Origin of the sequence: Desulfovibrio oxyclinae DSM 11498, assembly GCF_000375485.1 — a bacterium.
Classification (GTDB): domain Bacteria; phylum Desulfobacterota; class Desulfovibrionia; order Desulfovibrionales; family Desulfovibrionaceae; genus Pseudodesulfovibrio; species Pseudodesulfovibrio oxyclinae.
In genome coordinates this window covers 1-23,688 of sequence record NZ_AQXE01000015.1, presented here as the reverse complement: position 1 = coordinate 23,688, position 23,688 = coordinate 1, and the positions used below count along the sequence as shown (strand labels likewise).

22 protein-coding genes are annotated in these 23,688 nt (G+C 60.7%); 12 read left to right on the top strand and 10 right to left on the bottom strand.

Annotated features, from left to right (window positions below; translation table 11 throughout):
• Positions 1–45 precede the first annotated feature (45 nt).
• Positions 46–558, top strand: a complete 513-nt coding sequence (locus tag B149_RS17430; protein ID WP_018125876.1) for an OmpH/Skp family outer membrane protein — start codon at positions 46–48, stop codon at positions 556–558.
• A gap of 72 nt (positions 559–630) precedes the next feature.
• On the opposite strand, the gene B149_RS17425 is transcribed toward B149_RS17430, so the two are convergent.
• The 3 genes from B149_RS17425 to B149_RS0114410 form a co-directional block, all read right to left on the bottom strand.
• Entirely contained in the window at positions 631–972 is a 342-nt protein-coding gene (locus tag B149_RS17425) for an Hpt domain-containing protein (RefSeq protein WP_018125875.1), read from the bottom strand.
• A gap of 74 nt (positions 973–1,046) precedes the next feature.
• Positions 1,047–2,171 (bottom strand): glycosyltransferase family 4 protein, encoded by a 1,125-nt coding sequence (locus B149_RS0114415; protein WP_018125874.1) that lies wholly within the window; start codon positions 2,169–2,171, stop codon positions 1,047–1,049.
• A 62-nt stretch (positions 2,172–2,233) separates the two neighbouring features.
• Positions 2,234–3,490 (bottom strand): MBL fold metallo-hydrolase, encoded by a 1,257-nt coding sequence (locus B149_RS0114410; RefSeq protein WP_026167635.1) that lies wholly within the window; start codon positions 3,488–3,490, stop codon positions 2,234–2,236.
• 279 nt (positions 3,491–3,769) lie between these two features.
• Between B149_RS0114410 and B149_RS0114405 the strand changes: the two genes are divergently transcribed.
• A complete protein-coding gene (locus tag B149_RS0114405; protein ID WP_018125873.1) occupies positions 3,770–4,264 on the top strand; it encodes a 3D domain-containing protein in 495 nt (164 codons plus the stop codon).
• Positions 4,265–4,341: 77 nt separating this feature from the next.
• Here the strand turns inward: B149_RS0114405 and B149_RS0114400 are convergent, their stop codons facing one another.
• Together B149_RS0114400 and B149_RS0114395 are read right to left on the bottom strand one after the other, a co-directional pair.
• A complete protein-coding gene (locus B149_RS0114400) occupies positions 4,342–4,896 on the bottom strand; it encodes a hypothetical protein (RefSeq protein ID WP_018125872.1) in 555 nt (184 codons plus the stop codon).
• The gene (locus tag B149_RS0114395; protein ID WP_018125871.1) at positions 4,893–5,327 is read right to left on the bottom strand and encodes a hypothetical protein; all 435 of its coding nucleotides are present in this window, start codon (positions 5,325–5,327) and stop codon (positions 4,893–4,895) included. Before B149_RS0114395 ends, B149_RS0114400 begins: the two co-directional genes overlap by 4 nt.
• Before the next feature lie 111 nt (positions 5,328–5,438).
• On the opposite strand from B149_RS0114395, the gene B149_RS0114390 reads away from it, so the two are divergent.
• From B149_RS0114390 to B149_RS18745, 5 genes are all read left to right on the top strand, one after another.
• Positions 5,439–5,912: a hypothetical protein gene (locus B149_RS0114390; protein ID WP_018125870.1), complete on the top strand. Its 474-nt coding sequence runs from the start codon at positions 5,439–5,441 to the stop codon at positions 5,910–5,912.
• Positions 5,909–6,682 (top strand): GGDEF domain-containing protein, encoded by a 774-nt coding sequence (locus tag B149_RS17420; protein ID WP_018125869.1) that lies wholly within the window; start codon positions 5,909–5,911, stop codon positions 6,680–6,682. The genes B149_RS0114390 and B149_RS17420 overlap by 4 nt, the downstream gene beginning before the upstream one ends.
• A 35-nt stretch (positions 6,683–6,717) precedes the next feature.
• A complete protein-coding gene (locus B149_RS0114380) occupies positions 6,718–10,137 on the top strand; it encodes a PAS domain S-box protein (protein WP_018125868.1) in 3,420 nt (1,139 codons plus the stop codon).
• 63 nt (positions 10,138–10,200) lie between these two features.
• Positions 10,201–12,666 (top strand): EAL domain-containing protein, encoded by a 2,466-nt coding sequence (locus tag B149_RS17415; protein ID WP_051069594.1) that lies wholly within the window; start codon positions 10,201–10,203, stop codon positions 12,664–12,666.
• A 98-nt stretch (positions 12,667–12,764) separates the two neighbouring features.
• Complete coding sequence (locus B149_RS18745; RefSeq protein WP_245533225.1) at positions 12,765–13,130, top strand: thermonuclease family protein; 366 nt, start codon at positions 12,765–12,767, stop codon at positions 13,128–13,130.
• A gap of 34 nt (positions 13,131–13,164) precedes the next feature.
• Here B149_RS18745 and B149_RS0114365 read toward each other — a convergent pair whose 3' ends face one another.
• Entirely contained in the window at positions 13,165–14,442 is a 1,278-nt protein-coding gene (locus B149_RS0114365; RefSeq protein WP_040372964.1) for an HD-GYP domain-containing protein, read from the bottom strand.
• A gap of 268 nt (positions 14,443–14,710) precedes the next feature.
• On the opposite strand from B149_RS0114365, the gene B149_RS0114360 reads away from it, so the two are divergent.
• Positions 14,711–15,289, top strand: a complete 579-nt coding sequence (locus B149_RS0114360; protein ID WP_026167633.1) for a phage connector family protein — start codon at positions 14,711–14,713, stop codon at positions 15,287–15,289.
• Positions 15,290–15,364: 75 nt separating this feature from the next.
• Here the strand turns inward: B149_RS0114360 and B149_RS0114355 are convergent, their stop codons facing one another.
• From B149_RS0114355 to B149_RS0114340, 4 genes are all read right to left on the bottom strand, one after another.
• A complete protein-coding gene (locus tag B149_RS0114355) occupies positions 15,365–15,583 on the bottom strand; it encodes a SlyX family protein (protein ID WP_018125864.1) in 219 nt (72 codons plus the stop codon).
• Between the two features lie 79 nt (positions 15,584–15,662).
• Positions 15,663–16,556 (bottom strand): DMT family transporter, encoded by an 894-nt coding sequence (locus tag B149_RS0114350; RefSeq protein ID WP_018125863.1) that lies wholly within the window; start codon positions 16,554–16,556, stop codon positions 15,663–15,665.
• Positions 16,553–17,140, bottom strand: a complete 588-nt coding sequence (locus B149_RS0114345; protein WP_026167632.1) for a cyclase family protein — start codon at positions 17,138–17,140, stop codon at positions 16,553–16,555. The genes B149_RS0114350 and B149_RS0114345 overlap by 4 nt, the downstream gene beginning before the upstream one ends.
• A 41-nt stretch (positions 17,141–17,181) precedes the next feature.
• Complete coding sequence (locus B149_RS0114340) at positions 17,182–18,204, bottom strand: tRNA dihydrouridine synthase (RefSeq protein ID WP_018125861.1); 1,023 nt, start codon at positions 18,202–18,204, stop codon at positions 17,182–17,184.
• Positions 18,205–18,368: 164 nt separating this feature from the next.
• Between B149_RS0114340 and B149_RS0114335 the strand changes: the two genes are divergently transcribed.
• The 4 genes from B149_RS0114335 to B149_RS0114320 form a co-directional block, all read left to right on the top strand.
• Positions 18,369–20,432: a phage tail protein gene (locus B149_RS0114335; RefSeq protein ID WP_018125860.1), complete on the top strand. Its 2,064-nt coding sequence runs from the start codon at positions 18,369–18,371 to the stop codon at positions 20,430–20,432.
• An 18-nt stretch (positions 20,433–20,450) separates the two neighbouring features.
• Positions 20,451–20,924, top strand: a complete 474-nt coding sequence (locus B149_RS0114330) for a hypothetical protein (RefSeq protein ID WP_018125859.1) — start codon at positions 20,451–20,453, stop codon at positions 20,922–20,924.
• A gap of 3 nt (positions 20,925–20,927) precedes the next feature.
• Positions 20,928–21,974 (top strand): hypothetical protein, encoded by a 1,047-nt coding sequence (locus tag B149_RS18110; RefSeq protein WP_018125858.1) that lies wholly within the window; start codon positions 20,928–20,930, stop codon positions 21,972–21,974.
• The coding region (locus tag B149_RS0114320) for a DUF7483 domain-containing protein (protein ID WP_026167631.1) at positions 21,974–23,688 on the top strand (1,715 nt) is incomplete at its 3' end. The genes B149_RS18110 and B149_RS0114320, both read left to right, overlap by 1 nt.

Here is a 23,688-nt window from a genome sequence, read left to right as displayed (position 1 = left end):
GGACCATTGAAATCATCAAAAAAACAAACATTGGAGCTTTAGCACATGAAACGTTTCGCATCCGCGCTCTGCGCCCTCGTCCTCCTTCTCGGCCTCACCGCCTGCAACCAGCAGCAGAAGGCCGACAGCCTGAAGATCGGCGTTGTGGACGAGACCGTCGCATTCCAGAGCAACTCCGCCACTTCCGAAGCCATGGCCTACCTGCAGAAGAAGGGCGAAGGCCTTCAGGCGGAAGCACGTGAAGCCTACGAAGCCATGCAGGCTGACGAAAATCAGGAAACCACCGCTCGCTACAAGCAGGCCATGGGCAAGCTGCAGCAGAGCATGGGCAAGGAACAGCAGCGCATCTTCGGCAAGCTCAATGACGCCTTCGTCAAGGAGCTGGAAGCCTACCGTCAGGAAAAGGGCCTCGACATCATCCTGCCCAAGCAGTCCGCGCTGTCCATGTCCCCGGAACTCGACGTGACCGAAGAAGTCACCGAGCGCATGAACAAGGTCCAGATCGACTTCGACGCCATGCCCGAAGCCGAGCAGGACGCCGAAGCCGAATCCAACTAGGTTCGACATCCAGAACGGCAAAGGCCCCCGCACCGACAGGTGCGGGGGCCTTTTTTTGCCGGCATCTCCGCTTTAGATGGAGCCGCGAAAATCCCTCATCTCGCCGATGGCGTCGGCAAATGACGAGTCGAACTGTTCAAATTGTTCGCGCAGATAATCCTCACGCCCCTCCTTGGCAGCCATTTCGATGGACAGAGCCATTTCGGAAAGGCGCGTGGCGCGCACAACGCCGGACATGCCCTTGAGGGAATGGGCGGCCTTGGCGGCCCCATCCATATCCCCAGTCTCCACGGCCTGCGCCAGCGTGTCGCGCCGCTTGGGGCTGTCTTCAAGGTAAGCGTCCAGCAGCTCTGCTGCCAGTTCGCTGTCTCCGCCCAGACTCCCGAGGAAATATTCGGAATCGAAAAACGTCATGCTTCACTCCCTATATGGTGATCGACAGATATGTATCATGACCGCACTCTGCCATGATGTGCAAGGTATAGGTATTATTTCCGCAATTGCTCCAAAAAGGAAATATATTTACTCGTCACGGATTCCAACCCGTAATTCCTTTCCACCCAGGCCCGGGCGGCATCACCCAACTCCGCGCGGGAATCCGGTGACATCAGGGACAGCTCCACCATCGCCCGCGCCAGCGCTTCCGGGTCTGCGGGCGGCACTATCGTTCCGGTATCCCCAATGATTGATGCGGCATCCCCCACATCCGTGGAAACGCAGGGCACGCCGCAGGCCATGGCTTCGCCCAGCACGTTGGGAAAGGACTCGCCTATAGAGGAAAGGGTCAACAGATCCAGCCCGGCCATGAATCCCGGCATGTCATCCTGCCGGCCAAGCAGATGCACCCGCTCGGCCGCTCCCGTGGCCCGAACCAAATCCATCAGCTCGGCATTCCCTTCGTCCACACCCGTGCCGCACAAGGCAAACCGCAGACGCGGATTATCCTTCAGCGCAATGCCAGCGCCAGCAAGAAAGGTCGCATGATCCTTCATGGGATCAAACCGTCCGGCCAGCCCCACGAGGAGATCATCTTCGGCAACGCCCAGCTTCTCACGGAACGCACGGCGAGCCTCGGCATCGGGACGGAACAACTCCAGATCGAAACCGTTGGGGATGACCTGCGTTCGGCGCGGTCGGTAGCCGAGGGTTTCATGAAAACGGATGGCTTCCTCCGAGTTGGCCATGACGGCATCGGGAAAGCGTGAGAGCGCGGCGCAGGTACGGACCGTCAGGCCCGTGGTGCGCCGGTATTCGGCCAGATTCATGTAGGAGCAGCGCAGGTTCCAGGCCAGCGCGGTGCGAGGAACGAACCGTGTGGCCGCAAATGCCAGCAGGTCCGCATGGTACAACCATGACAGGACCACGTCGGGGCGGTCCCTGCGAAGTTTGGATACAAGGGAGAACAATGCACCGGGCGACGGCACGCCGCGACGCATCCCGAGTCCCTCGACCGGCACGCCGGTTTCGGCGATGCGACGACCCACTGTGCCGGGCTCCAGCAGCGAGACCACACCCACATCCGCGCCTTTGGCGCGAAGACCGCCGCACAGCTTGAGCAGCATGGTCTCGGCGCCGCCGGTATTCAGACCTGTGATGACATTGAGTATGCGCATAATTCCTCGACTTCCAGACGGAAGTCAGGAATCCGCTAGCACGTTTTTCCGGCGAATGCGAGTCATCGCGGGCAGGTATTGCCGGAAAGGACTCTCCAGCTCCTGCCGTCGTGCTCCGCCGCAATCTCCTGCAGGAGGCTGCCCCCACAGTTCAGACAGAAGAACCGCTTCATGCCCTTGAACCATTCGGAAGTCTTGTACTGACCGGGGTTGTGCGTGCGTACCCAGACATCCTCTTCAGGTGTTCTCGACTCGATAAGCGGATAGACCCTGTCGCACGAGGTGCCGCCATGCCTTGGCGCGGTGACGAGGGTAGGCCGATCCAACTCCATTCGACTCTTCGCGGACAGAAACGGCAGGCTCGAATCGGAGCAGAACAACACGGAACATTCCCGGTCGCCATAGCGAAAAACGCGGCTGAAACGATCTTCGACAAGCCCCCGTGCCAGCGAGATCAACTCCTCGGCATCGGATGATCCCGGAACGCTGCGTGGAGCGACCTCCACTCCATTGAGACACATCATGTGACTATGAGGAATGAGATGATCCACCCGTTCGCTTTCCAGCGAGAAGAATCGCAGACGCGAAGGACTGTCCCACAGGAGCAGGGCGCTCTGCGCGGCAAGCGACAACGACTGGCAGAGCTCTGTCAGCGCCCCCGCAGGCTGCGCCTTGCAGGCGGCCACCGCGGCCACGGCGCAGAGGCGGTACCCGTTGCCGCCGCAGATATCGCGTGCCATGTCGAAGACGCTCTCCCGGCTTCCGGAGATGAGCTTTCTCGCAACCGAGAAATAGGCGTCGGGCGCGCAGTTCTGATCCGTGCAGGTGCTAATGCCCTGCCAGAGGGCATCGAAATCCTGCGGACTTCCTTTTTCAGACAGGCGCAAGGCGCAATCCAGCGCAAGGCCGGCAAGACGACGCCCGCCCGAATAAAGAATATTCCGCACAGGTCCGTTGTCCTGAACGTCAGACTCTCTGGAGGCGGGCAGTTCCGTCGGAGCTGCGTCCTCCGCCTCGTGCCAGCGGCGCATGTCGCAGTTCAATCCCACGGCCGAGCGGCACACATCCGCCAGAGATTGCGGGAGCCAGCATTCGGTTATGGGAAACCCCTGCCCTATCAGCGACAGAATCCCGTCCACGTGATCCGGATCGAAATGGGTCACGATCGCGGCGCGCAGTTTCTTCACCCCGCGCGACCGCAGCATCCCGGCCAGCTGTTTTTCGCTGCCGCCGCCTCCATCAACAAGATATGCCCCCCGTCCGGTGGCAAGCAGAAAAGCGTCTCCCCGTTCAACGGGCAGCGCTCGGAATTGTAGCATTACGTCCCTCCCACACGAGTATGTTCGCCACGCTAGTACAGGCCATGCTATCGGTCAATCTATACAAGCTAACTATAATCGTTATTTTTCCAGTATTGCTCAAGATACCGAAATTACACAACCACGGGCGAGGCCGCATTTGACCGTTCAAAGCGGTTTTTCGGTAATTTCAGCCGATTGACCGCAAATTGCGTACTGCAAAAAAATATCGCCCCGGATTTGACACGATTGCTTCGACTCCTTATATGCCTCGTCCCGGAACAAACACGGAGTGTGCTTATGCGATTTTTTTCCATAATGATTGCGGCCCCTTTGCTCTGCACGGCACTTGTGCTCATGGGTGGCGTGGTGGCTTGGCAGAACATGGAAATAGATTCCCTGCGCCACAAGCTGGCCTTGACCCAAAGGACGGCCGAAGCAAGGAAACAGATGATCGAAGAGGCAAGACTGCTCACCAAGGCGGTCTCCGCGCCCAACGTGCTCACCGTCACCGTTACGGCGTACAACCCGGTGGAGGAGCAGACCGACTCCGACCCCCTCATCGCGGCCAGCATGAGAAAGGTTCGCGAAGGCACCGTGGCCGTCTCGCGCGACCTGTTCGATCAGGGCTGGGTCTTCGGCAAGAAGATTCGCATCGAGGGAGTGGGCATTTTCGAGATCAACGACCTCATGAACAAGCGCTACTCCAAGCGCATCGACATCTTCATGTGGGACGAAGGACAGGCACGCAGCTTCGGCAAGCGCGACATTCGCGCAGCCCTGCTTGACATATAGGACCGACGATCCTCATGAAAACGGGCGCGGCTTCCAGTGAAGCCGCGCCCGTTTTTGTTTCCATCCAAGTTGCCGAATCAGAGAGAGCGCAGCTCCCTCATGATGGACGGAAGTACCACGTCAATGACACCGCCGAGAGCTTCGTCCAGAAGATCTTCACGGCTGGCAACACCCGGCAGGACCGGCTTTTCCACTTCCGCAAAGCCCTTCTCGGCATAAATGGTCTTGCCGTCCCTGAGCAGCTCAAAGCGGACCTGAAGCACCGCCTTCCACGCAGTCTTTTCCGTGGGCTCAAGCGAAGCGCGCAGCACCTGCCCCTTGAGTTCGGCGTCGGCCGGGAATGCACCTTCCATTTCATGGTAGCGCACGTCACAGTCGTCGTTGGCCATCTCGGTGAACACGGCCCGCGCAACCCATTCGCCCAGATCACCCGCGGCTCGCACCGGCTCCCCTTCCTTGGTCCAGCCCAGCTCTTCGCTGGTCCGCTCGTCCTCGAACTTGATAAGACTCACCACGCCCGGACAGTCGCCCTTGACGGCCTGCACGGGGGTATAATGCAGCGGCACGATCCCACCGGATGCGCACCCGGTGATCATCAGGAGCATGGCTCCAATCAATATCAGACGTTTCATATGGTTTCCTCCACAGGGGAACCCTCAGGCCCCGGAGCCGGTTCCGCGGGTTCCTCTTCAAGTTGTTCCAGTTGCTGTTCAAGGCGGTCGAGCACGGTGCGGGAAAGGTCGAGCAGCCTGTCGAGGCTTTCACCGGCAAACCTGCGCGCCTTGTCGTCCAGCTCGTCCTTGGTCACTTTGTCTTCGGAGAGTTCTGGCCCGGCATCGCCGGAAGCGTTGGCTGAAGCGCCTTCGCCCATGCGTGCGAGTCCCTTTTCCACGGCTTCCAGCGTCTGGCGGGTCTGCTTCATGCCCTCACGCAAGAGGCCGGTCTGCTTCTCCAGCCGCTCGACGCGCGAGCGAAGCTGACGAAGTTCCTCGCCCGAGTTGTTCCCCGAACTGCACGCAGCCAGCAGAAAAACGGCGCACACGGCACACAGAAGACCTTTCATGACTCCTCCTTCGTTGACATGACAATTAACACGCCGTAACCGCAATTGCCAACAATCACGGACTTGCAATTCCCTCAAGAGGCTGTACAATTTGATATCAATGGAGGTTTCATGAAAAGGACACTACTCGCGCTGGCCGTCCTGCTGATTCTCGCCGGGTCGGCCTTTGCGCAGCAATACGTTTCCGCACCGCCGCCGTCCGATTTTCGCGGTATGCAGTGGGGAACGCACATAGACAACCTGCCGGAGCTGGCCCCGGTTCAGGAACCCGGCTTCGACGACACCTATTTCCGACGCGACGAGCCCCTGAAAATGGACGGAGCCGAGCTGGTTTCCGTGGCCTACTACTTCAAGGACAAGAGGCTCTACCGGGTAGGCGTGGCCTATGAAGGCGGCACGAACCACTTCTTTCTGAAGGAAGCCCTCATGAAGCGGTACGGCAACGGCAGGCAGGTCGGCGCGAGGCAGGGCTGGGTCTGGCCCCATTTTTCCGTTGAGATAGCCTACGATTCCGCAAGCGACCGTGGCGCGGTCTTCTACACCTGGGAAGGCGATCCCGCCAAAGCACCGGGAGCGGCGAAGTGAGCCTTCAGCCTCGGAACCGGCACGGACAGGGCCGCCTTTCCCTGCTTTTCTCGGCGACGCTTATCGGGCTTGCTCTCGTCCTGTTGCTTGATTTCGGAGTCATTTATTCCATGACCGTCGATCCGGCCAAGGCGGGCGAGCTCATGAAGTTCGCCTACCTGCTTACCGTGGCGGGTCTTTTGCTTCTCGGATTCCAGGCCGTTCTCGTCTTCAGGGGCATCATGGCCCGCATGGGCGAAGATCGCCGCAGGGCAGAGGAGCTTACGGAACGCATCGGCAAGCTCACGGTCATCGACGCGCAGACCAAGACCTTCAACCGCCGGAAGTTCGACTCGGTCATCGTTCGCGAACTGGAAAACACAAGGCGCTACGGCAGCCTGCTCGCCGGGATATTCTTCGACATAGACAATTTCAAGGAAGTGAACGAACGTTTCGGATACGGTGAAGGCGACAAGCTGCTTTTTTCCATCGCCCGATATGTGAACGGTCGGATTCGGGACACCGACTATCTCTTTCGCTGGCGCGGCGGCAAATTCCTCATTCTCATCCCGCACATCGAACTGGACAAGGCCGGAATCGTGGCTGAAAAGCTCCGCCGGGACATCGAAGCCCAAACCTTCGCCTCCGGGGTGCACACCACCGTCAGCCTCTCCGTGACACAGGCAAAGGCCGATGACAGCCCCGAGACCTTCATACAACGTCTTCAATCCGCGCTGACCGCGGCCAAAAGCAAAGGACGGAACAGAACCGAGATGGCCAGACCATCCTGATCGCAACCTTCAACCGACCTTTTAGGCGGGGGCCGATGCGCAAGACCTTCAAGGAATTTCTGCTGCTGTATGCGCCGCTGGCGATCTGCATCGTCTTTGCCGCGGGCTGGTTTTCCCAGACCCGGCGAAGCGACCATTTGGAGCGGGTCGCCATTCAGCAACGCAGCAAGGTTCTGCGCCAGAAACTGCTCTTCGACCATTCCATCGAACAGCACAGCGGCGATGCGGTCTTCCTCGCCCGCTTCATCGCCGAAAACTACCGCTCCCTGCCCTCCAAAGACTTCCTCAACACGCTGCTTGCCGACTTCAGCCTGAGCAGGAAAAGCTACATCAACCTGTTCATTCTCGACAAATTCGGGCGCGAGTTCGTACGGGCCAACACCTCGCCCGCAGGACCGGTTCCGGTTCCCGAGGAACTGCTGCAAGACAGGAACGACACCACCTTTTTCCGCAAGGGAATCTCCGCCCCCATGGGGTCGGTGTACATTTCCGATCTGGACCTGAACGTCAAGATGGGACGCATCAGTTCGGAGCGGCACCCCATGCTGCGCTTCGCATCTCCCATCCGCAACGACTTCGGCACATTCGGGTTGGTGGTGCTGAGTCTCGACGGCGACCGACTGCTCACGCCGCTGACGTCTGCCAGCAGGCAGTCCGGCATCTGGCTTCTGGACAGCGACGGATACTGGCTCGTTGGACCCACCGCCTCTCAGGACTGGGGACTGGCGGGTAAGGACGGCTCCATGGAGCGATTCAGGCGCGACTTCCCGCACGCGTGGGACAAGATCATGAATTCACGTTTCGGGCAGTTCAACAACGAGCACGGGATGTTCACATTCAATCGCCTGAGCACCCCCACGGACACCCTGGTGCGACCGGGAAAGCCGATGATCTCGCCAAAGGGACACGGACTCAGGATCGTCTCGTTTCTGCCTGAGGACAAACTGGTTCCGGAATGGTACCGGCTGTTCTTCGGCATGTCGGCCCTGCTGCTCATCTTTCTCGGACTTGCGCTCTGGCGGCTTGCCTCTCTGCGTGTACAACGCCTTGAGGTGGAGCAATCGCTTCGGGACAACGAAAAACGACTCAAGGCGATCACCACCGCCGTGCATGACGCCATTGCCGTCCTTGATCCTGACGGGCGCACTGTCTTCTGGAATCCCGCAGCTGCCACACTCTTCGGATATGACAGTCAGGCCATGCTCGGCAGCGTCATGGCCGAAGTGCTCACCGGGCCCGACTCGCAAGCATCGCTCACTCCCATGCTCGGCCCCGCGGGAACTGTCCTCTACGCCGAGACAGAGGACCGCACGGCGGAAATCGTCATGAAAAACTCTGGCGGTGCGGCCCTCCTTGTGGAGACCACCACATCCTTTATCGACCTTGACGGGCAGCCGCACACTGTGGTGACCATGCGTAACGTCACGGACCGCAGGGCCGCGGAAAAACGCCTGCGGGAAAGCGAACACGCGGCGCGCGCCCTGCTCAACGCAACTCCGGATGCTGCCATTCTGCTTGAGTCCGACGGCACCATCGTCTCCATCAACGAGGTCGGGGCAAAGCGTCTGGGGCGCCCCCCCGAAAAGCTCGTCGGCCAAATAGTGTTCGACCTGCTGCCTCCCGATGTCGCCAATCGACGGCGCGAGCATTTTCAGCAGACTCTTGCCAAAGGCACGCCCGGTGAATTCCACGACGAACGAAGCGGTCGCAAATACCACTCCGTAGTATATCCGTTCTCGGACAAGGAACTGAACCGCGCGGCGCTGTTCGCCAGGGACGTTACGGAAGAACTGAAGAACCGCGAACGGGCCGAGACCCTATCCAAGGCAGTGGAACAAAGCTCCGCAGGCGTATTCATTACCGACCGCAAAGGCACCATCCTGTACGTCAACCCCCGTTTCACGCAAATGACGGGATACGACGGGCCCGAGGCAATCGGAGCGACCCCGAAAATTCTCGACGGACCGGACGGACCGGAATTTTTCTTCGACATCTGGCCGGTGCTCAACGAAGGTCGCGACTGGCGGGGCGAGGTTCTCCAACGCAGCCGTTCCGGCGAAGACATCTGGGTGCTGCTTTCCGTCTCCCCCGTTCTGGACGAACAGGGTGAGCTGCTCCAGTTCGTGGGCGTCGAAGAGGACATCACCACCTTCAAGAAGACGGAATCAGCGTTGCGGGCTTCCGAGCAACGCTTCCGCGACGTGTCCGAGGCCGTGGGGGAATTCATCTGGGAAATCGACAACAAGGGGTATTTCACGTTCGTGACCAATGACGTGCATACGGTCACCGGCTATACGCCGAAGGAACTGATCGGCCTTTCTCCCTTCGATTTCATGCCGGACGAGGATTCAAAGGAGCTGGAGCGGTGGTTCCGCGACATCTGGAACGGCCAGCGGCGTTTTTCCGAACTGGAGCACCGCTTCGTCACCAAAGACGGCATTCCGGTCTGGATGAATGTCAGCGGCGTTCCCTACTGGGACGACAAGGGAAACTTCAAGGGCGTCCGGGGTGCCTCCATGGACATCTCAGACCGCAAGGAATCGGAAGAGGCACTGCGGGCTAGCGAGGAAAAGCTGCGGGCACTGGCCGAAGCCGCCTACGAGGCCATCATCATGATCGATTCCAACGGCACCGTCATTTTCTGGAACAATGCCGCGGTCAGGGTTTTCGGTTACACCGAGGAAGAGGCGATGGGCAGCAACATCCATGACCTCGTCACGCCGCCGGAAGAACGCGAACAGGCCCAGCTGGGCATGTACCAATTCGCGTTTACCGGGCAGGGAAAGGTGGTTGGAGAAAGCAACGAAGTAACGGCCATGCGCAAGGACGGCAGCCGCTTCCCCGGCGAGCGTTCGGTTTCCTCGTTCCACCTCGGCAACAAATGGTACGCGGTTTCCATGGTACGCGACATTTCCGAACGCAAGGAAGCCGAGCTCAAACTTCAGGAGCTTGCCACCACCGACGCGCTCACCGACTTGTACAACCGACGCCACTTCATGGAATTGGCGGAACAGGAATTTGCCAAAGCCAGACGGTATAACCGGCCTTTTTCCCTTTTCATGCTGGATCTGGACCACTTCAAGAACATCAACGACAGCTACGGGCACGACATCGGCGATCTGGTGCTGGCCGACATGGCACACATTCTCGACTCCGAACTCCGTGAAACCGACATTCCCGGACGCATCGGCGGGGAAGAATTTGCCGTGGCGCTCCCCGAAACGGAACAGAAAGAGGCCGTGGAGACCGCGGAGCGACTCCGCCGCACAGTGGAAGAGGCTGCCTTTGAAACGCCGGCGGGAGACTTGCGGCTGACCATCAGCATCGGCGTGACCTCCATCTCGGAAGACACCCCGGAACTCAAATCCATTCTCAGGCAGGCGGACAAGGCCCTCTACAGGGCCAAGGGCTCAGGCCGCAACCGCGTCTGCCACTTCGCAGACACGGAATCATAATGCTTTCGCACCGCCGGACAATCATCTAGGGTGTATGTTCCTCAGCACGGATAATGCCTTGCCATGAAATCAGTCAGAAAACACATACGGCGCAAGTCCACTCTGGGAATCGTATTTCCGGCGCTGGCCGCTGTTGCGCTCCTGTCTCTGGCCATCTGGGCGTATCTGCTGCCGAGCATGAAGGACGCCGTCCTGGAAAGACGCAAGGAAACCATCCGCGAACTCTCCCACACCGTGGTGCATCAGCTCGAACAGTTTCACCTACAGGTGCAAAACGGAGAGCTGACTCCGGCTCGCGCACGTCGCAAGGCAGCGGACTATGTTCGAAACCTGCGCTACGGCGAGGGGAACAAGCACTATTTCTGGATCAACGACACCACGCCGCAGATGATCGTCCATCCCTACAGGATGAACCTCGAAGGACGCGAACTGGCAGGCTATACCGACTCCAACGGCGTCGCCCTGTTCCGTGAGGCGGTTCGCACGGCTCGTGATGGTGGAGGGTTCATCACCTACAGCTGGCAGTGGAACGACAGGCCCGACATGAACTCTCCCAAGATTTCCTACGTCAAGCTGTTCGAACCCTGGGACTGGGTTGTCGGCACCGGGGTGTATCAGGCAGACCTTCAGGAAGAATTTGCCGTCATCCGAAACCGGGTCACGCTGTTCATGGTCTTCGTGCTGGCCATCACGGCGGGCCTCACCGTCTACGTCGGATTTCGCATCCGCCGGGCCGACCAGAACACGGAAAAGGCCGTGCGTCAGCGCGAGCGGCTCATTGCCGCCCTCAAGCAGGGTGAAGAACGCTACCGGACCATTGCCGACTTCGCCTATGACTGGGAGCTTTGGATAGGCCCTTCCGGCGAAGTCAGGTACTGCTCCCCCTCGTGCGAACGCATCACCGGGAAGCCGCCTGAGGACTTTTTCGAAAGACCCAAGCTGATCCGCTCCATCATCATCCCCGAAGATCGCGATGACTGGGACGTCTACCTCGGCTCCTTCAAAGACCGCGACGACGCCTTTCTCGATTTTCGCATCGACCACCCGCAAAACGGCAGACGCTGGCTTTCGGTGGTGGGCAGGAAGGTCTTCGGCATCGGACTGAAACCGCTGGGCATCCGCTTCAGCTTCCGGGATGTGACCGAACGCAAGCAGATGGAGGAACAGCTCCGGCATCAGGCCCTGCATGACCCTCTCACCGGACTCGCCAACCGGAACCTGTGCATCGACCGCGTCAAGCAGGCCATGGAACGCTCCAAACGTCGCGAGCATTACTTTTTCGCGGTGGTCTTTCTCGATCTGGACCGCTTCAAACTCATCAACGACTCCATGGGCCACCACTTTGGCGACTCGGTGCTTCAGGAAACCGCCCGGCGACTGCTCAAGGGCGTCCGCAGCCTCGACACCGTGGCCCGCTTCGGGGGAGACGAGTTCGTGCTGCTGCTCGACGAACTCCAGAACCCGGGTGAGGCCATCCGCATCATCAAGCGCATCCGTGAGGAGCTGACCAAGCGCTATGAGCTCGACGGCCACAGCGTCACCACCACCGGAAGCTTCGGCATCGTGCTGAGTCCGACCGACTACGAACATCCCGAGGACCTGCTCCAGAACGCGAACATCGCCATGCATCGCGCCAAGGAGGCAGGCAGAAATCATTTCAAGGTCTTCACTTCGCGTATGCTGGAAAACGCCGTGGAACAGCTCACGCTGGAGAATGACATGCGGCGGGGGCTGGAAGAAGGCGAGTTCCACGTGGAATATCAGCCCATCCTGCTGACACAGGAAAAAATGGTCATCGGCTTCGAGGCGCTGGCCCGCTGGTCGCACCCCGAACGCGGCCTCATCTCTCCGGCGGAATTCATTCCCGTTGCCGAAGAGACCGGCCTCATCAATGAACTCGGCCGCTTCGTGCTGGAACGGGCACTGGAAACACTGGCCCAGATGCGGGCGGCATCGCCCGGGGCCATGCCGCTGTTCATGGCCGTGAACATTTCCGCAAAACAGTTCTGCCAGCTCAATTTCTACGATACCGTCATCTCCGCGCTTCAATCGTCCGGCGTACCGGGAAACCGGCTCAAGCTTGAGCTGACCGAGTCCGCCATCATGAACAACCCCGAACACGCGCTGCGCATTCTGCACAAGCTCAAACGCTCCGGGGTACGCCTTGCCATCGACGACTTCGGCACCGGCTATTCCTCCCTGACGCAGTTGCAACATCTGCCGGTGGACACGCTCAAGATAGACCGCAGCTTCGTCATGCACATGGACGAGGATCAGGAAAGCGGCGAAATCGTCAAGGCGGTCATCGCGCTCGCACACAGCCTCTCGCTGGACGTGGTGGCCGAAGGCGTCGAGGAGTCGCGCCAGCACGTCAAACTGGAGGACCTGCAATGCGAAAGCGTACAGGGATTCTTCTTTCACCGTCCTCTGTCCGAAAAGGACGCACGCGATCTCATCGACTCGCAGGATCCGCTTCCTGCGTCCTACATCGGCCGCATCGGCGGCGCCGGGTCCGGCCGCGACGTCTGATTCCGTTTCTTTCCCTTCTGTTCTTGGCGCTTGCGACGCCGCCTGCGTCCGCCGACTCGCTTCTGCGCGTCATTGACGGCGATTCACTCGTGCTGAAAATGAATGGACGCAAGACCGAGATCCGGCTGATCGGCGTGGACGCGCCCGAGCACGGGCAGGAGTGGGGTGATGCGGCGCGGGATTTCCTTATCGATTTTCTCGGCGACGAGCCCCTTGAAGTGCGCTTCGGCAAAGAGCGGACCGACCGTTACGGGCGGACTCTGGCCTATGTCTACACCCCGAACGCCATGCTCAATCTGGAACTGGTGCGGCAGGGATTCGCTCTAGCCTATCCCGTGCCGCCGAACCTCCGACACGCGGAACTGTTTGAGCGCGCCCAGAAGGCGGCTCGGAAAAACGGCAGGGGGTTCTGGAAACAGGGAGGACTTCGCCTCACGCCGCGAGAATACCGAAAGCTGCACTGAGGCCGTGCAGCCGGTCGGGTGACGGCGAGACAGCCTAGTCCATGTCCACGAAGTAGCTGATGCGTTTGCGGGGACTCAGGTATTCGAAGATTTCCTGAGGCAGGTGGGCCAGCCTGATGCTTTTCTCCACTTTCAGGTCGGGCTCGTCGGCCAACTCCACTATGAGCGCCTCCTTGCGAGGCACTTCCGAGTCGTAGAGCACCACGCTCGGCCGCAGCTGGTTGTTGGGGTTCACCGACATGACCATGCCGATGGCGCCATTGGTGAGCTGAACCACGGTGCCCGGCGGGTAGACGCCGAGACTGCGGATGAACAGGGCCAGATACTCGGGATCGAAAAGATTCTTCTGCTGGCCGAACATGTAGGAGAGCGCGAGATACGGGGTCAGGGATTCGTCGGGATCAGGCTGGTTGCAGAGCTTGTCGTAGGCGTCTGCGATGCCGACGATACGCGCCAGACGATCAATATCTTCGCCCTTGAGTCCTCCGGGATAACCCGAACCATCCATGCGCTCGTGATGCTGCTGCACCACGGCGATGGCATTGGCAGGAAATTCAGGAATCTTGGAGAGAATCTCGACGCCGAAGGCCGGGTGATTCTCCATGAGCTGTTGCTCGGAGCGGGTTAGCTTGCCGCGCTTTTTGAGCAACTTCTTTTCAATGCGGGTCTTGCCGATGTCATGGAACAGCGCCCCGATGCCAAGCGTCTGCATCCGGGCGGAATCAAGCCCGGCGCCGCGACCGACCATCATGGACAGTATGGCCACATTGAGCGCATGGGAATACATGCGTTCGGCAGGCTCCATGACGTTCATCAGGTGCAGCGTGGATTCCTTGTCCGTGAGAAAATGCTCCGTGAGCCGCCCCACGAAGGCGATGCCCTCGTTGACCGACTGGGAATTGCCACGGACAATGCCCTTCATGATGTTGGAAAAATCCTGAATGGAGCTGTTGAACCGCTCCTCGCACTCGGCGATGCGTCGCTTCTTGTCCTGCAGGCGCTTGGTGCGCTCGCGCTTGAGCTCCCAGAGGCGGTCCACGGCCTGCTCGGCTTCAACGGACTGCTCCTGCGCCGCTTCGTGCTGCGGGGCCTGAGACGGAGAAAGCGGAAGCACATCGCTCTTTTCCGGAACGCAGATGATTTCGGTGACGCCCAAACGGCGCAGCACCGCAATCTGCTCTTCATCCTTGACCTTGAAATTATTGAACAGGAACGGATGGGAAAACCAGTTGGATTTCTCCAGCCTGATGAAGACGCCCGGCCGCAACTGGTCGACGGATATTCTATATTCCGGGATATTTACATTCGCCATTTTTTCAACATACCTTAGCAGTCTGCAAATATCAAGAAAAGCGGAGCACTAGCCCTACCCCTCAAAGGGTTTTCACATACTGTGGAAAACACATATACAGCTTCCGGTGGAACCGCCTGTCAACACGCTTCTTTACCCCGAAAAAACCCGTCATAGCCTGTCGCGCTCCGGTATGGAAAACCCGGTGTATACTTTGCGTCATCCGGCGAAACCTGCCCGCACGGAAGCCCGGAGAGCCGGATCACCGGCAGGAATGGAGATGACCCACATGGCCAAAAGCGTCATAGAAATCTGCAACAACGCCCTGCTCGATCTTGGCGAAGCCCCCATCATGTCGCTGGATGACGGCAGCAAAGGGGCTGAACTGTGTTCCCGCCGCTGGCCCGCGGTGCGCGACGCCGTCCTCAGGGCGCATCCGTGGAACTGCGCCATGGCGCAGGCCGAACTCGCCGCAGGGGCCGATGCTCCGCTCTGGCGCTGGGACTACCTGTATTCCTTGCCTTCGGACGTTGTCCGCGTGGTTCGGGTGGTGTCCACTGACGGCGCCGACGTGACTGAGTGGGAAATTCAGGGCTCGCTGATCCTTTGCAACGAGCAGGCCCCCCTGTTCATTTCCTATGTCAAACGCGAGACCGACCCGGCCAATTTCGATCCGCTGCTTACGGAAGTCATGTCCTCGCGACTGACGGCCATGCTCGCCTATCCCCTTTCCGCCTCCACGGCTCTTGCGGACTCCTGCTGGAGAAGCTACCGCGAAAAGCTTTCCGAAGCACGCGGCGTGGATGCCCGCGAAGGGGTTCCGGAAGCCGGTATGCCCATGAACTGGCTCGGGGCCAAAGTCGGCTAGCAAAACACGAGAAAGCGCCCTTCGTAATGGATACGAAGGGCGCCTTGCTTTCAAATACGTTCATTTTCGGTAAGGTTACCGACCCGGTCCGTAATGCGGAGGCGGAGGCTCCGGCCCGGGATCCCGCTCGTCCTGAGAGTCGCTGTTACGCCGCACCTTTTCGCCGAGCAGCATGAGCTTTCGTTCCAGCTCGTCAATCTGCCGCTGCTGGTCGGCCACCACGCGGTCCAGCTCTTCTATGGTCCTGTCCTGCATGGCCACAAGCGATTCGAGTCGTTCAAGTCTGTCTTCCATGGTGGAACAGTATCACAGGGCCCGCCGCTTTGAAATGGGTTGCTGACAGCCGTGGCCGCACGGAACCTTGGCCTTCCCCTCAGCGGGCGAAACGGTTGGTCATGTAGACCCCGGTGATGACCATGGCGCCGCCGCCGAGAACGGCCAGTCCAACGGTTTCGCCGAGCAGAATCTGGGCGAATATGATGGCGAAGACCGGCACGAGATTGATGAAAATCGCCGCGCGCGACGGGCCGATGGCCCGGATGCCGCGATAATACCACGCGTAACTGACGCCCGTGGCAATGACGCCCAGATAGAGGATATTCAGCCAGTCACCGAAGGATGATCGCAGCACATCGTCCACGAGACCGGCGTTAAGAGCCGGTCCCAGCAGGAACAGCGCGCCCAGAACGCAGGACCAGGTCACCGCCCGCGCCGGATCAAGATGCCGCATGGCAATACGTCCGCCGATGGAATAGCCGGTCCACGCAACCACGCAGCCAAGAATCAGCAGATCGCCGGTGGCCACGCCGTGGCTCAGCAGCGAGAGCGGGTCGCCCTCGGAGAGCACCATGGAAACACCGAACAGGGAGATCAACGTCCCCAGTACGCGGAGCGGACCGAAGCGCTCCTTGAAGACCATGGCGGAAACCGAGGCCACGCACACCGGAATGCAGGCCACGATGAGCGCCGCACGCCCGGCGGGGATGCTCTCCAGCCCCTTGAAAAAGAACCAGCTGTACATGAACACGCCGGTCAGACCGAGAAAAGCGGTATGCGGCACAAACTTCAGCGGCAGCCGCGGCACCTTCCCTTCCTGCATCCACGCGCTGATCACCAGAAAAACCGCGGCTGAGAGAAACCGCAGAAACGACGCCGAAAGCGGCCCCATGCTGCCCGCAAGCATCTTACCGGAAATCCATGTTCCGCCCCACAGGGCCATGGTGCCCACCAGCATCAAATAGACGAAAAGATTGGACTCGCGGTTCACAGCAGCAGCCCCGCGGCGCGACACGGCGCACCATCGCGCCCTTCAAGGTGCAGCGGCAGGCAGGTGAAAATGAATCCCGTAAGCGGCAACTGCGAAAGATTGCAGAGATTCTCCACCAGAATCATACCCGCACCGAAGAGAATTCGGTGTGCGTCGGTCACGCTCATGGGGTCGGGGGACGGGAAATCCATACCCACGCCGAGGAGGCCGGAATCCGCGAGGACCTCTGCCCCTTCCGGGGTCAGGTACGGATGCTCGTAGAAATACGCATCGGAGCCCCAGCGTGTGTCCCAGCCGCTGCGAAGGAGCAGGTGGTCCACGCCTTGCGGCAGATCCTTGAGCTGCTTCGGCCCGATGGCCTTTTCCGAAATATCGAGCACGGCGGCAGGGCCGGTGAAAACGTCCAGAGGAAGCTCGTCCAGCGCGGGGGCACCTTCAAGCATGTGCGCCGGTGCGTCCACGTGGGTTCCGGCATGGGTGGGGATGCCCAGCCACCAGGCGTCTGGCGGCAGGTCCACTTTCGGGTCGCCGGGATAGACCGGCATTCCATTTCGTATGGGCCGTGAAAGATCGATTGTACGCATAATCCGGGCAGACTAGGCCCGAGGCGCAGGGGTGTCAACGCTCAACGCGTGAACAGCAGGCTGTTGGGACGGCTGGTAACGGCCATGTCATCTCGCAGCTCCCTGCGGGCCAGCTCGCGCAGGCCGTCGAGGGTATCGGCTCCGGTCAGACGGGGCAGCAGCTTCAGGCCAAAGGCGAAGTTGGCGGCAAGGTATACCGCGTACTTCTTGTAAAACTTCACGCCCCGCTGCGGATCATAGTGCTCATCCAGCGCATCGAGCAGCGCCAGCGCGGTCCTGCGGTAGATGTCCGCGCCGTAACCGACACCATCGACCCACTCCGAGAAAAGCCACGGCCGCGCCACGGCCATGCGGCCGAGAGAGAGTCCGTCGCAGCCGGTGGAATCCAGCATGTGCGCCGCGTCCTCGCGCGTGCAGACGTTTCCGTTGCCGAACACCGGGATGGACACGGCTTCCTTCACCAGCCGTATGTGCTCCAGTATCGGGGGCCGTGTTCTGCGGTCCGGGGAGACGCGCGGGTGAAAGACGAGACAGTCGGCGCCCGCCTGCTCGAAGCGGCTCGCCAACTCCACCGCGCCCGCCGGATCCGGGGTCCAGCCGGTGCGAAACTTCACGAACACAGGGATGTCCACGGCCTCGCGGATTGCCCTGACCACGGCCTCGGCCCGCTCCGGCTCTTTAAGCAGGGCAGCCCCGGCGCCGCGCTTGACGATGGCGGCCACCGAGCAGCCCATGTTCACATCCACGCCGAAAAACCCTTCGCGCTCCACCCTTCTGGCTGCCTCAGCCATCTCTTCCGGCTCGCCGCCCATGATCTGGCAGACCAGATGCGAGAGCTCCTGCTCGCGCCAGCGGAACACGGCAGAGACCTTGGGATTCTCCGTTGGCAGCGCCTTGGCCGAGGTCATCTCGGAAAAGAGCAGGCCGCACCCGCCAAAATCATCCAGCACATGGCGAAAGGCAACGTGCCCCAGCCCGGCCATCGGGGCCAGCCAGAGTCGGTTGGCGACGGTCCTACCGCGCACTTCAAGGGGCTGCGAAAGTTTTTGGGCGAGTTCGTTCATGGTGTCTCCGTGCGCAGGATTCCTACCGACTGCCCATCCCCTGTCAAGAGGAAATCTCCGCCCCGAAACACCCGCGGCTTCGCCGAAAACGCCCAGGCCGCTCATCCGGGGCTATACTGCTGCGCAAATCGCGCCGGAAAACCGGCCCCGAGAAAGGAGCAAGCATGACCATCACCACACCGCCTCTGACCAGCTTCACGGCCGGGGAATTGAGTCCCCGGCTGGAAGGCAGAATGGACCTCACCCACTATTTCAACGGCTGCCGCACGCTTGAGAATTTCCTCGTCCATCCTCATGGCGGGGCATGGCGACGGTCCGGCCTGCGCTTTATGGCCAAAGCCCTCGGCGACGGCCCCGGTCTGTTCATCCCCTTCGAATTCAACAGGGAACACACCTATCTGCTGGAGCTGGACCGAGTCGGTCAGAAGACAGTCATGCGTGTTTTTTCCGGAGACTCCCCCGTCCTCATAAACGGCACTGAATTCCGCATGGACCTGCCATATCTGTCCGATGAACTCCACGAACTGCGCCATGCCCAGTCCGGTGATTTTCTCGTGCTGGTCCATCCCAGGCACCCCCCGAGAAAACTGCTCTGCGCCGGAGCTGCGGACTGGACCCTCACGGATATCGCATTCATCGACCAGCCGGAGAAATGGAAGGAGAACAACTACCCTTCCTGTGTCACGTTCCATCAGGAGCGACTGGTGCTGGCAGCCACGCCGGACAGGCCGGCCACCATCTGGATGTCGCGCGTGGGCGACTTCACGGACATGCGGCTGAAAAGCCGCGAAGCCCCGCTGGAGGACTGGCGGGATTTCACGTGCTCCGGCACCGGAACGGGCAAGAGCGGTGAATACTTCACCGTAAAGAATGGCGGTCTGTTTGAAAAAGGATACGGACTGCGAGGCAAAACCGCCGACGGTTCGCTCCGCTACTACCAGTACCGGGGCGAAGAGGTTTTCGATCCGGATGGGGCTGACGACACCGTCAAATTCGGCTCGCACATAGAGGTGATTCACGATGCGTCCGGCAATCTGAACGAATCGTTCTGGACTAGCTGTGAAGTCGGCGACCGCGTGGAGGCACCGCCGGGCGAAAAGCCGCTGGACGACGACGCCGTGGAGCTCACGCTCTCCGGCAGACAGGCCAACGGTATCCGCTTTCTCGTGTCCAAGGCGCGACTCTGGGTGGGATGTGCGGGCGGAGAATGGACCGTCTGCGGCTCGGGAGCCGGCGATCCGGTGACCCCTGCGGGTGCGCAAGCAGGCCATGAGGGCACCTGTGGAGCCGAACCACATCAGCCGGAAAACGTCGGGTTTGCCTCCATCTTTATCCAGCGCGGCGGGCGCAAGGTTCGCGAGATGGCCTACCGTTTCGAATCCGACGCCTATGTTTCCACTGATCTTACGCTGCTCTCCGGGCACATCACCGGCCCCGGAGTGATCATGCTGGCCTGCCTTCAGGAACCCGATCCCATCATCTTCTGCCTCAGAAAAGACGGCAATATCGCGGCGCTGACCTATCAGAGGGATCAGAAAGTGACGGCGTGGAGTCGCATCATCACCGACGGTTTCGTCGAGCACATCTGCGCCATCCACTCCCCGGCATCTGGCCGGGACGAGCTGTGGTGCATCGTGCGGCGGGAAACCGGCGGCATCGAACACCGATATATTGAGCGGCTGGACCCGGAATTCGAAGGCGACCCGGTGGACGCGTTCTTCGTTGATTGCGGCGTCACGCTCACAGGCGACGCACAGCGCACCTTCGCCGGGCTGGAACATCTGGCGGGCCGGACGGTTTCGGTGCTGGCGGACGGCGCGGTCCACAGCGACGTGCCTGTATCCGCGCAGGGCACCATCAGCCTCAATACAGAAGCATCAACGATTCAGGCGGGGCTGCCCTTCGTCTCCACGCTGCGGCCCATGCGCATGGAAGCCGGTTCGTACCGCGGCACGGCCCAGACCAAGCGCAAACGGGTGGTGAGCGTATCCGTTCGCTTCCACCGCACTCTCGGCGGCAAGGTGGGTCCTTCGCCCGACAGGCTGGAGACCATCCACTTCCGCACCCCCGCCACACCCATGGGCAATGCGCCCGAACCGTGGAGCGGCGACAAAAGTGTGCTCTTTTCAGGTGGATGGGATCGCGACGGAAGCATCACTGTGGTTCAGGACCAGCCCCTGCCGATGTGCCTGCTGCTCATCGTGCCGAAGGCCGTCATCAACGAATAACAAGCAAGGAGAAAGACCATGGGCATGAGTAAAAGTCTGGCCGCGGACATCAATGGAGCCGTGCGGATGTTTTCCGACCTTCGTTCCATGACTGAAGGGGACGAGGAGGGAGATGTGTCCAAGGACATCGCCAAGCAGCAGGCATTGCTCAAGGAGCAGGCCGCCCGCGAAAAGGCGACGGACATTCTCGACAAGGGCGAAGAGCACGCCGGGGATATTCGGGAACATGGGGAAAGGCGCCTTGGCGCATTGCGTGCGAGATCGAGCCGCTCCGGACTGGCCATGAGCGGATCGCGTGCGTTGGTGGATGCCGCCCGCAGCGCCGAGAAACACGAGGAGGAACAGGAGGCTCTCGACAATGCCGAGACACAGGCACGGAGAGCCCTTCGCCACGGACGCCGCGAGGCAGACGCGACACGTCTGGCTGCTGGCCTGAATCCCCGGGGAACGGCCATTGGCCTCGGGGCCAAACTCTATCAAAACAGGAGGTAAGCAATGACGGTTTCATCCACAACCAGTCGGGCATCATACGCCGGGAACGGGTCCACCAGAGATTTTGCGGTGCCCTTTCTCTTCATCGCAGCAGCCGACGTGCAGGCGGTGCTTCGTTATCCCGACGGGAGCGAAGCGATTCTCCTGCGCGGGACGCACTATTCCCTTGAAGGCGAAGGCAACCCATACGGCGGCACCCTGCGCACCAGCACCGCCCCCCTTGCAGGGGAAACGCTGGTCATCCGACGCAATCCGGCCATCCTTCAGGAGGTGGATTACATGGAAAACGGTCCATTCCCGGCGGAAACGCATGAGCGGGCGCTGGATCGGCTGACCATGATCTGCCAGTCGCTTTCCGAACGGCTGGACCGTTCGGTGAGCCTTCGGATCTCGTCCGCAGTCAGCGATGTGAAGATGCCCGATCCGCAGGAAGGCTGCACTCTGTGCTGGAGCGGCGATGATATTGCCAATGGCCCCACGGGCGAAGACGTGGCCGCGGCGCAGACCAATGCCGCGATCGCCCGCATCAGCAGCGAGGAGGCGCAGGCCGCCCGCGACGAAGCTGTGCAGGCGGCATCCACCAGCTCCCTTCCGGACATGACGACCCTGACTGGCTGCGAGATGCTTCGCGTAACGCCTGACGCGCTTTCCTACGAGCACCGAACCGCCGCACAGGTACGCTCGGACATCGGCGCCCCCGGCATCGCGGTTCCCAACCTCTGGACTGCGCCGCAGGAGTACGAGCAGACCGCGCTGGTCATCGAGGCCGGAGTGGTGACGTGGGACATGGCCGCCGCGCCCCGCGCGATGCTGACGCTCACCAGCAATGTGACGGCTATCAGCATCACGAACCCTGGGCCGGGCGAACTGACGCTGGCGCAGGACGCCACCGGCGACCGGTCCGTGGCGTGGCCCGCGTCCATTCGCTGGCCCGGCGGCGCGGCCCCGGCGGTGACGGATGAGCCGGGCGCCGAGGACGTGGTCACCTTCTTTGAGCGCGGCGGCGTGCTTCGCGGCACCGCCCTGCAGAACTTCAAGGCGGTGGCCTGATGCTTGATCCGATTAGCCATCCCATGGCCGGGCAGGGAGCACGCGAGGCATGCGTGTTCCCCCACCGCATTGATTATTCCGCGCAGTTTGACGGCTCTGGCGATGACCTGACGCTCACACCTGTCACGGAAGATAACCGGAAAACGTTCACTCTCAGCATGTGGGTGAAGCTTTCGGGCATCGCCAGCGAAATGATCTTTGCCCGATCCGAGTTGAATTCCTTGGTGCAGCAGTTCGAGCTTCGGCGGCTGACAACTGGCGAGATGCACCTGCTGGATGAAATCGACGGCAACACTCACTTCATCCAGACGGAACCTGTGTTCGTTGACTGCACGAATCACATACATGTGCTGTTGGTCCGCGATTCGACGCAGGCAATAGCCGAAGAGCGGGTGAAACTGTTCGTGAACGGCGAACGGCTTGCGTACTCCACGGCACAGTATCCAACGCAGAACGCCGACTCCTGTTTCATGACGGCCACAGAGCCGAGTTACCTGTTTTCCAACCGAAGCACGGGCCGATTCTTCGACGGCTATGCCTCACGTGTGGAGTACATTCCGGGATTGGCCCTCACGCCCGAAATGTTCGGCAAGTTCTCCGCTCAGGTCGACGGCCTGTGGATACCGAAAGGCTATTCAGGCAGCTATGGCACGAACGGATTCCGGCTCGACTTTTCCGATGCCGGAAACCTCGGCGCGGACACTTCCGGCAACGGCAACCACTGGACCGTCGGTGGTGCGCCTGTGCAGACAAGCGATACGCCCACGAACAACCACTGCGTTCTCCAGCCGTACGTGCTTGGCGATCTGCAGGGGAACGTCACCCTCAGCAACGGCAACCTCACGCAGACATGCAGTGCCACCAGCGATGACCGCACGACAGGAACCATCGGATTCAGCAAGGGCAAATTCTACTGGGAGATTGAGTACACCACCGTCACGGATATGCAGAACTTTGTCGGGGTGTACGGTTTCGCCTGGAACAGCGACGGCACGCTCACCAACGGCGGGCCGATCGCCGGTTTCGCATCCGGCGACCTGCTGGGGCTGGCTGTGGACAGGGATAGCTGCAAGGTCGAGCTTTTCAAGAACGGCGTATCGCAGGGAGTCTTTCCGTTCACCCCGCTTGATGGCCCGAGCCGCCCGATTCAGGGCAATCAGCCCCACACGTTGACCGCGAACTTCGGGGCGACGCCGTTCGCCTACGCTCCCCCGGTGGGCTTCAAACCGCTTTGCGCGGCCAANCTCGAAGAGCCGGCGCATCGTGCTCCGGGCGACGGTGTCGGCATCCTCGCACGGGAGGGGACCGGAGTGCAGGCCACCGTATCCGGCCTTGCCGCTCGGCCCGATCTGGTTTTCATGAAGCGGCTGGACGCAGATGGGACCTGGATGCTGTTCGACACGGTGCGCGGTGCCGGACGGTCCCTTGCGACAAACAGCAACGGGGCCGAAGCCAATCCCACAAACGGGATTCGGGAGTTCTTCAACGACGGCTACACCGTGGGGGACGGCAGCAACGACAACGCCCTTGGCGGGCAGTATCTCGACTTCTTCCTGCAGCGCGGGCCGGAGTTTGGATTCGACATCGTGACGTGGGTCGGGGACGGCGTGTCCGGCAGNCAGCTCGCTCACGACTGCGGCGGCACGCCCGAGTTCATCATGGTCAAGGCACTCACTTCGACGAATGGCTGGGTTGCCTATCACAAAGCCCTCGG

Excerpts from the sequence above, each read along its gene's own strand:
- B149_RS18110 (WP_018125858.1), top strand. The coding sequence starts at position 20,928 with ATGACGGTTTCATCCACAACCAGTCGGGCATCATACGCCGGGAACGGG.
- B149_RS0114400 (WP_018125872.1), bottom strand. The coding sequence starts at position 4,896 with ATGAAACGTCTGATATTGATTGGAGCCATGCTCCTGATGATCACCGGG.
- B149_RS0114335 (WP_018125860.1), top strand. The coding sequence starts at position 18,369 with ATGACCATCACCACACCGCCTCTGACCAGCTTCACGGCCGGGGAATTG.
- B149_RS18745 (WP_245533225.1), top strand. The coding sequence starts at position 12,765 with ATGAATGGACGCAAGACCGAGATCCGGCTGATCGGCGTGGACGCGCCC.
- B149_RS0114395 (WP_018125871.1), bottom strand. The coding sequence starts at position 5,327 with ATGAAAGGTCTTCTGTGTGCCGTGTGCGCCGTTTTTCTGCTGGCTGCG.
- B149_RS0114415 (WP_018125874.1), bottom strand. The coding sequence starts at position 2,171 with ATGCGCATACTCAATGTCATCACAGGTCTGAATACCGGCGGCGCCGAG.
- B149_RS0114410 (WP_026167635.1), bottom strand. The coding sequence starts at position 3,490 with ATGCTACAATTCCGAGCGCTGCCCGTTGAACGGGGAGACGCTTTTCTG.
- B149_RS0114380 (WP_018125868.1), top strand. The coding sequence starts at position 6,718 with ATGCGCAAGACCTTCAAGGAATTTCTGCTGCTGTATGCGCCGCTGGCG.
- B149_RS0114345 (WP_026167632.1), bottom strand. The coding sequence starts at position 17,140 with ATGCGTACAATCGATCTTTCACGGCCCATACGAAATGGAATGCCGGTC.
- B149_RS0114355 (WP_018125864.1), bottom strand. The coding sequence starts at position 15,583 with ATGGAAGACAGACTTGAACGACTCGAATCGCTTGTGGCCATGCAGGAC.
- B149_RS17425 (WP_018125875.1), bottom strand. The coding sequence starts at position 972 with ATGACGTTTTTCGATTCCGAATATTTCCTCGGGAGTCTGGGCGGAGAC.
- B149_RS0114330 (WP_018125859.1), top strand. The coding sequence starts at position 20,451 with ATGGGCATGAGTAAAAGTCTGGCCGCGGACATCAATGGAGCCGTGCGG.
- B149_RS0114360 (WP_026167633.1), top strand. The coding sequence starts at position 14,711 with ATGGCCAAAAGCGTCATAGAAATCTGCAACAACGCCCTGCTCGATCTT.
- B149_RS17430 (WP_018125876.1), top strand. The coding sequence starts at position 46 with ATGAAACGTTTCGCATCCGCGCTCTGCGCCCTCGTCCTCCTTCTCGGC.
- B149_RS0114405 (WP_018125873.1), top strand. The coding sequence starts at position 3,770 with ATGCGATTTTTTTCCATAATGATTGCGGCCCCTTTGCTCTGCACGGCA.
- B149_RS0114390 (WP_018125870.1), top strand. The coding sequence starts at position 5,439 with ATGAAAAGGACACTACTCGCGCTGGCCGTCCTGCTGATTCTCGCCGGG.
- B149_RS0114365 (WP_040372964.1), bottom strand. The coding sequence starts at position 14,442 with ATGGCGAATGTAAATATCCCGGAATATAGAATATCCGTCGACCAGTTG.
- B149_RS17415 (WP_051069594.1), top strand. The coding sequence starts at position 10,201 with ATGAAATCAGTCAGAAAACACATACGGCGCAAGTCCACTCTGGGAATC.
- B149_RS0114340 (WP_018125861.1), bottom strand. The coding sequence starts at position 18,204 with ATGAACGAACTCGCCCAAAAACTTTCGCAGCCCCTTGAAGTGCGCGGT.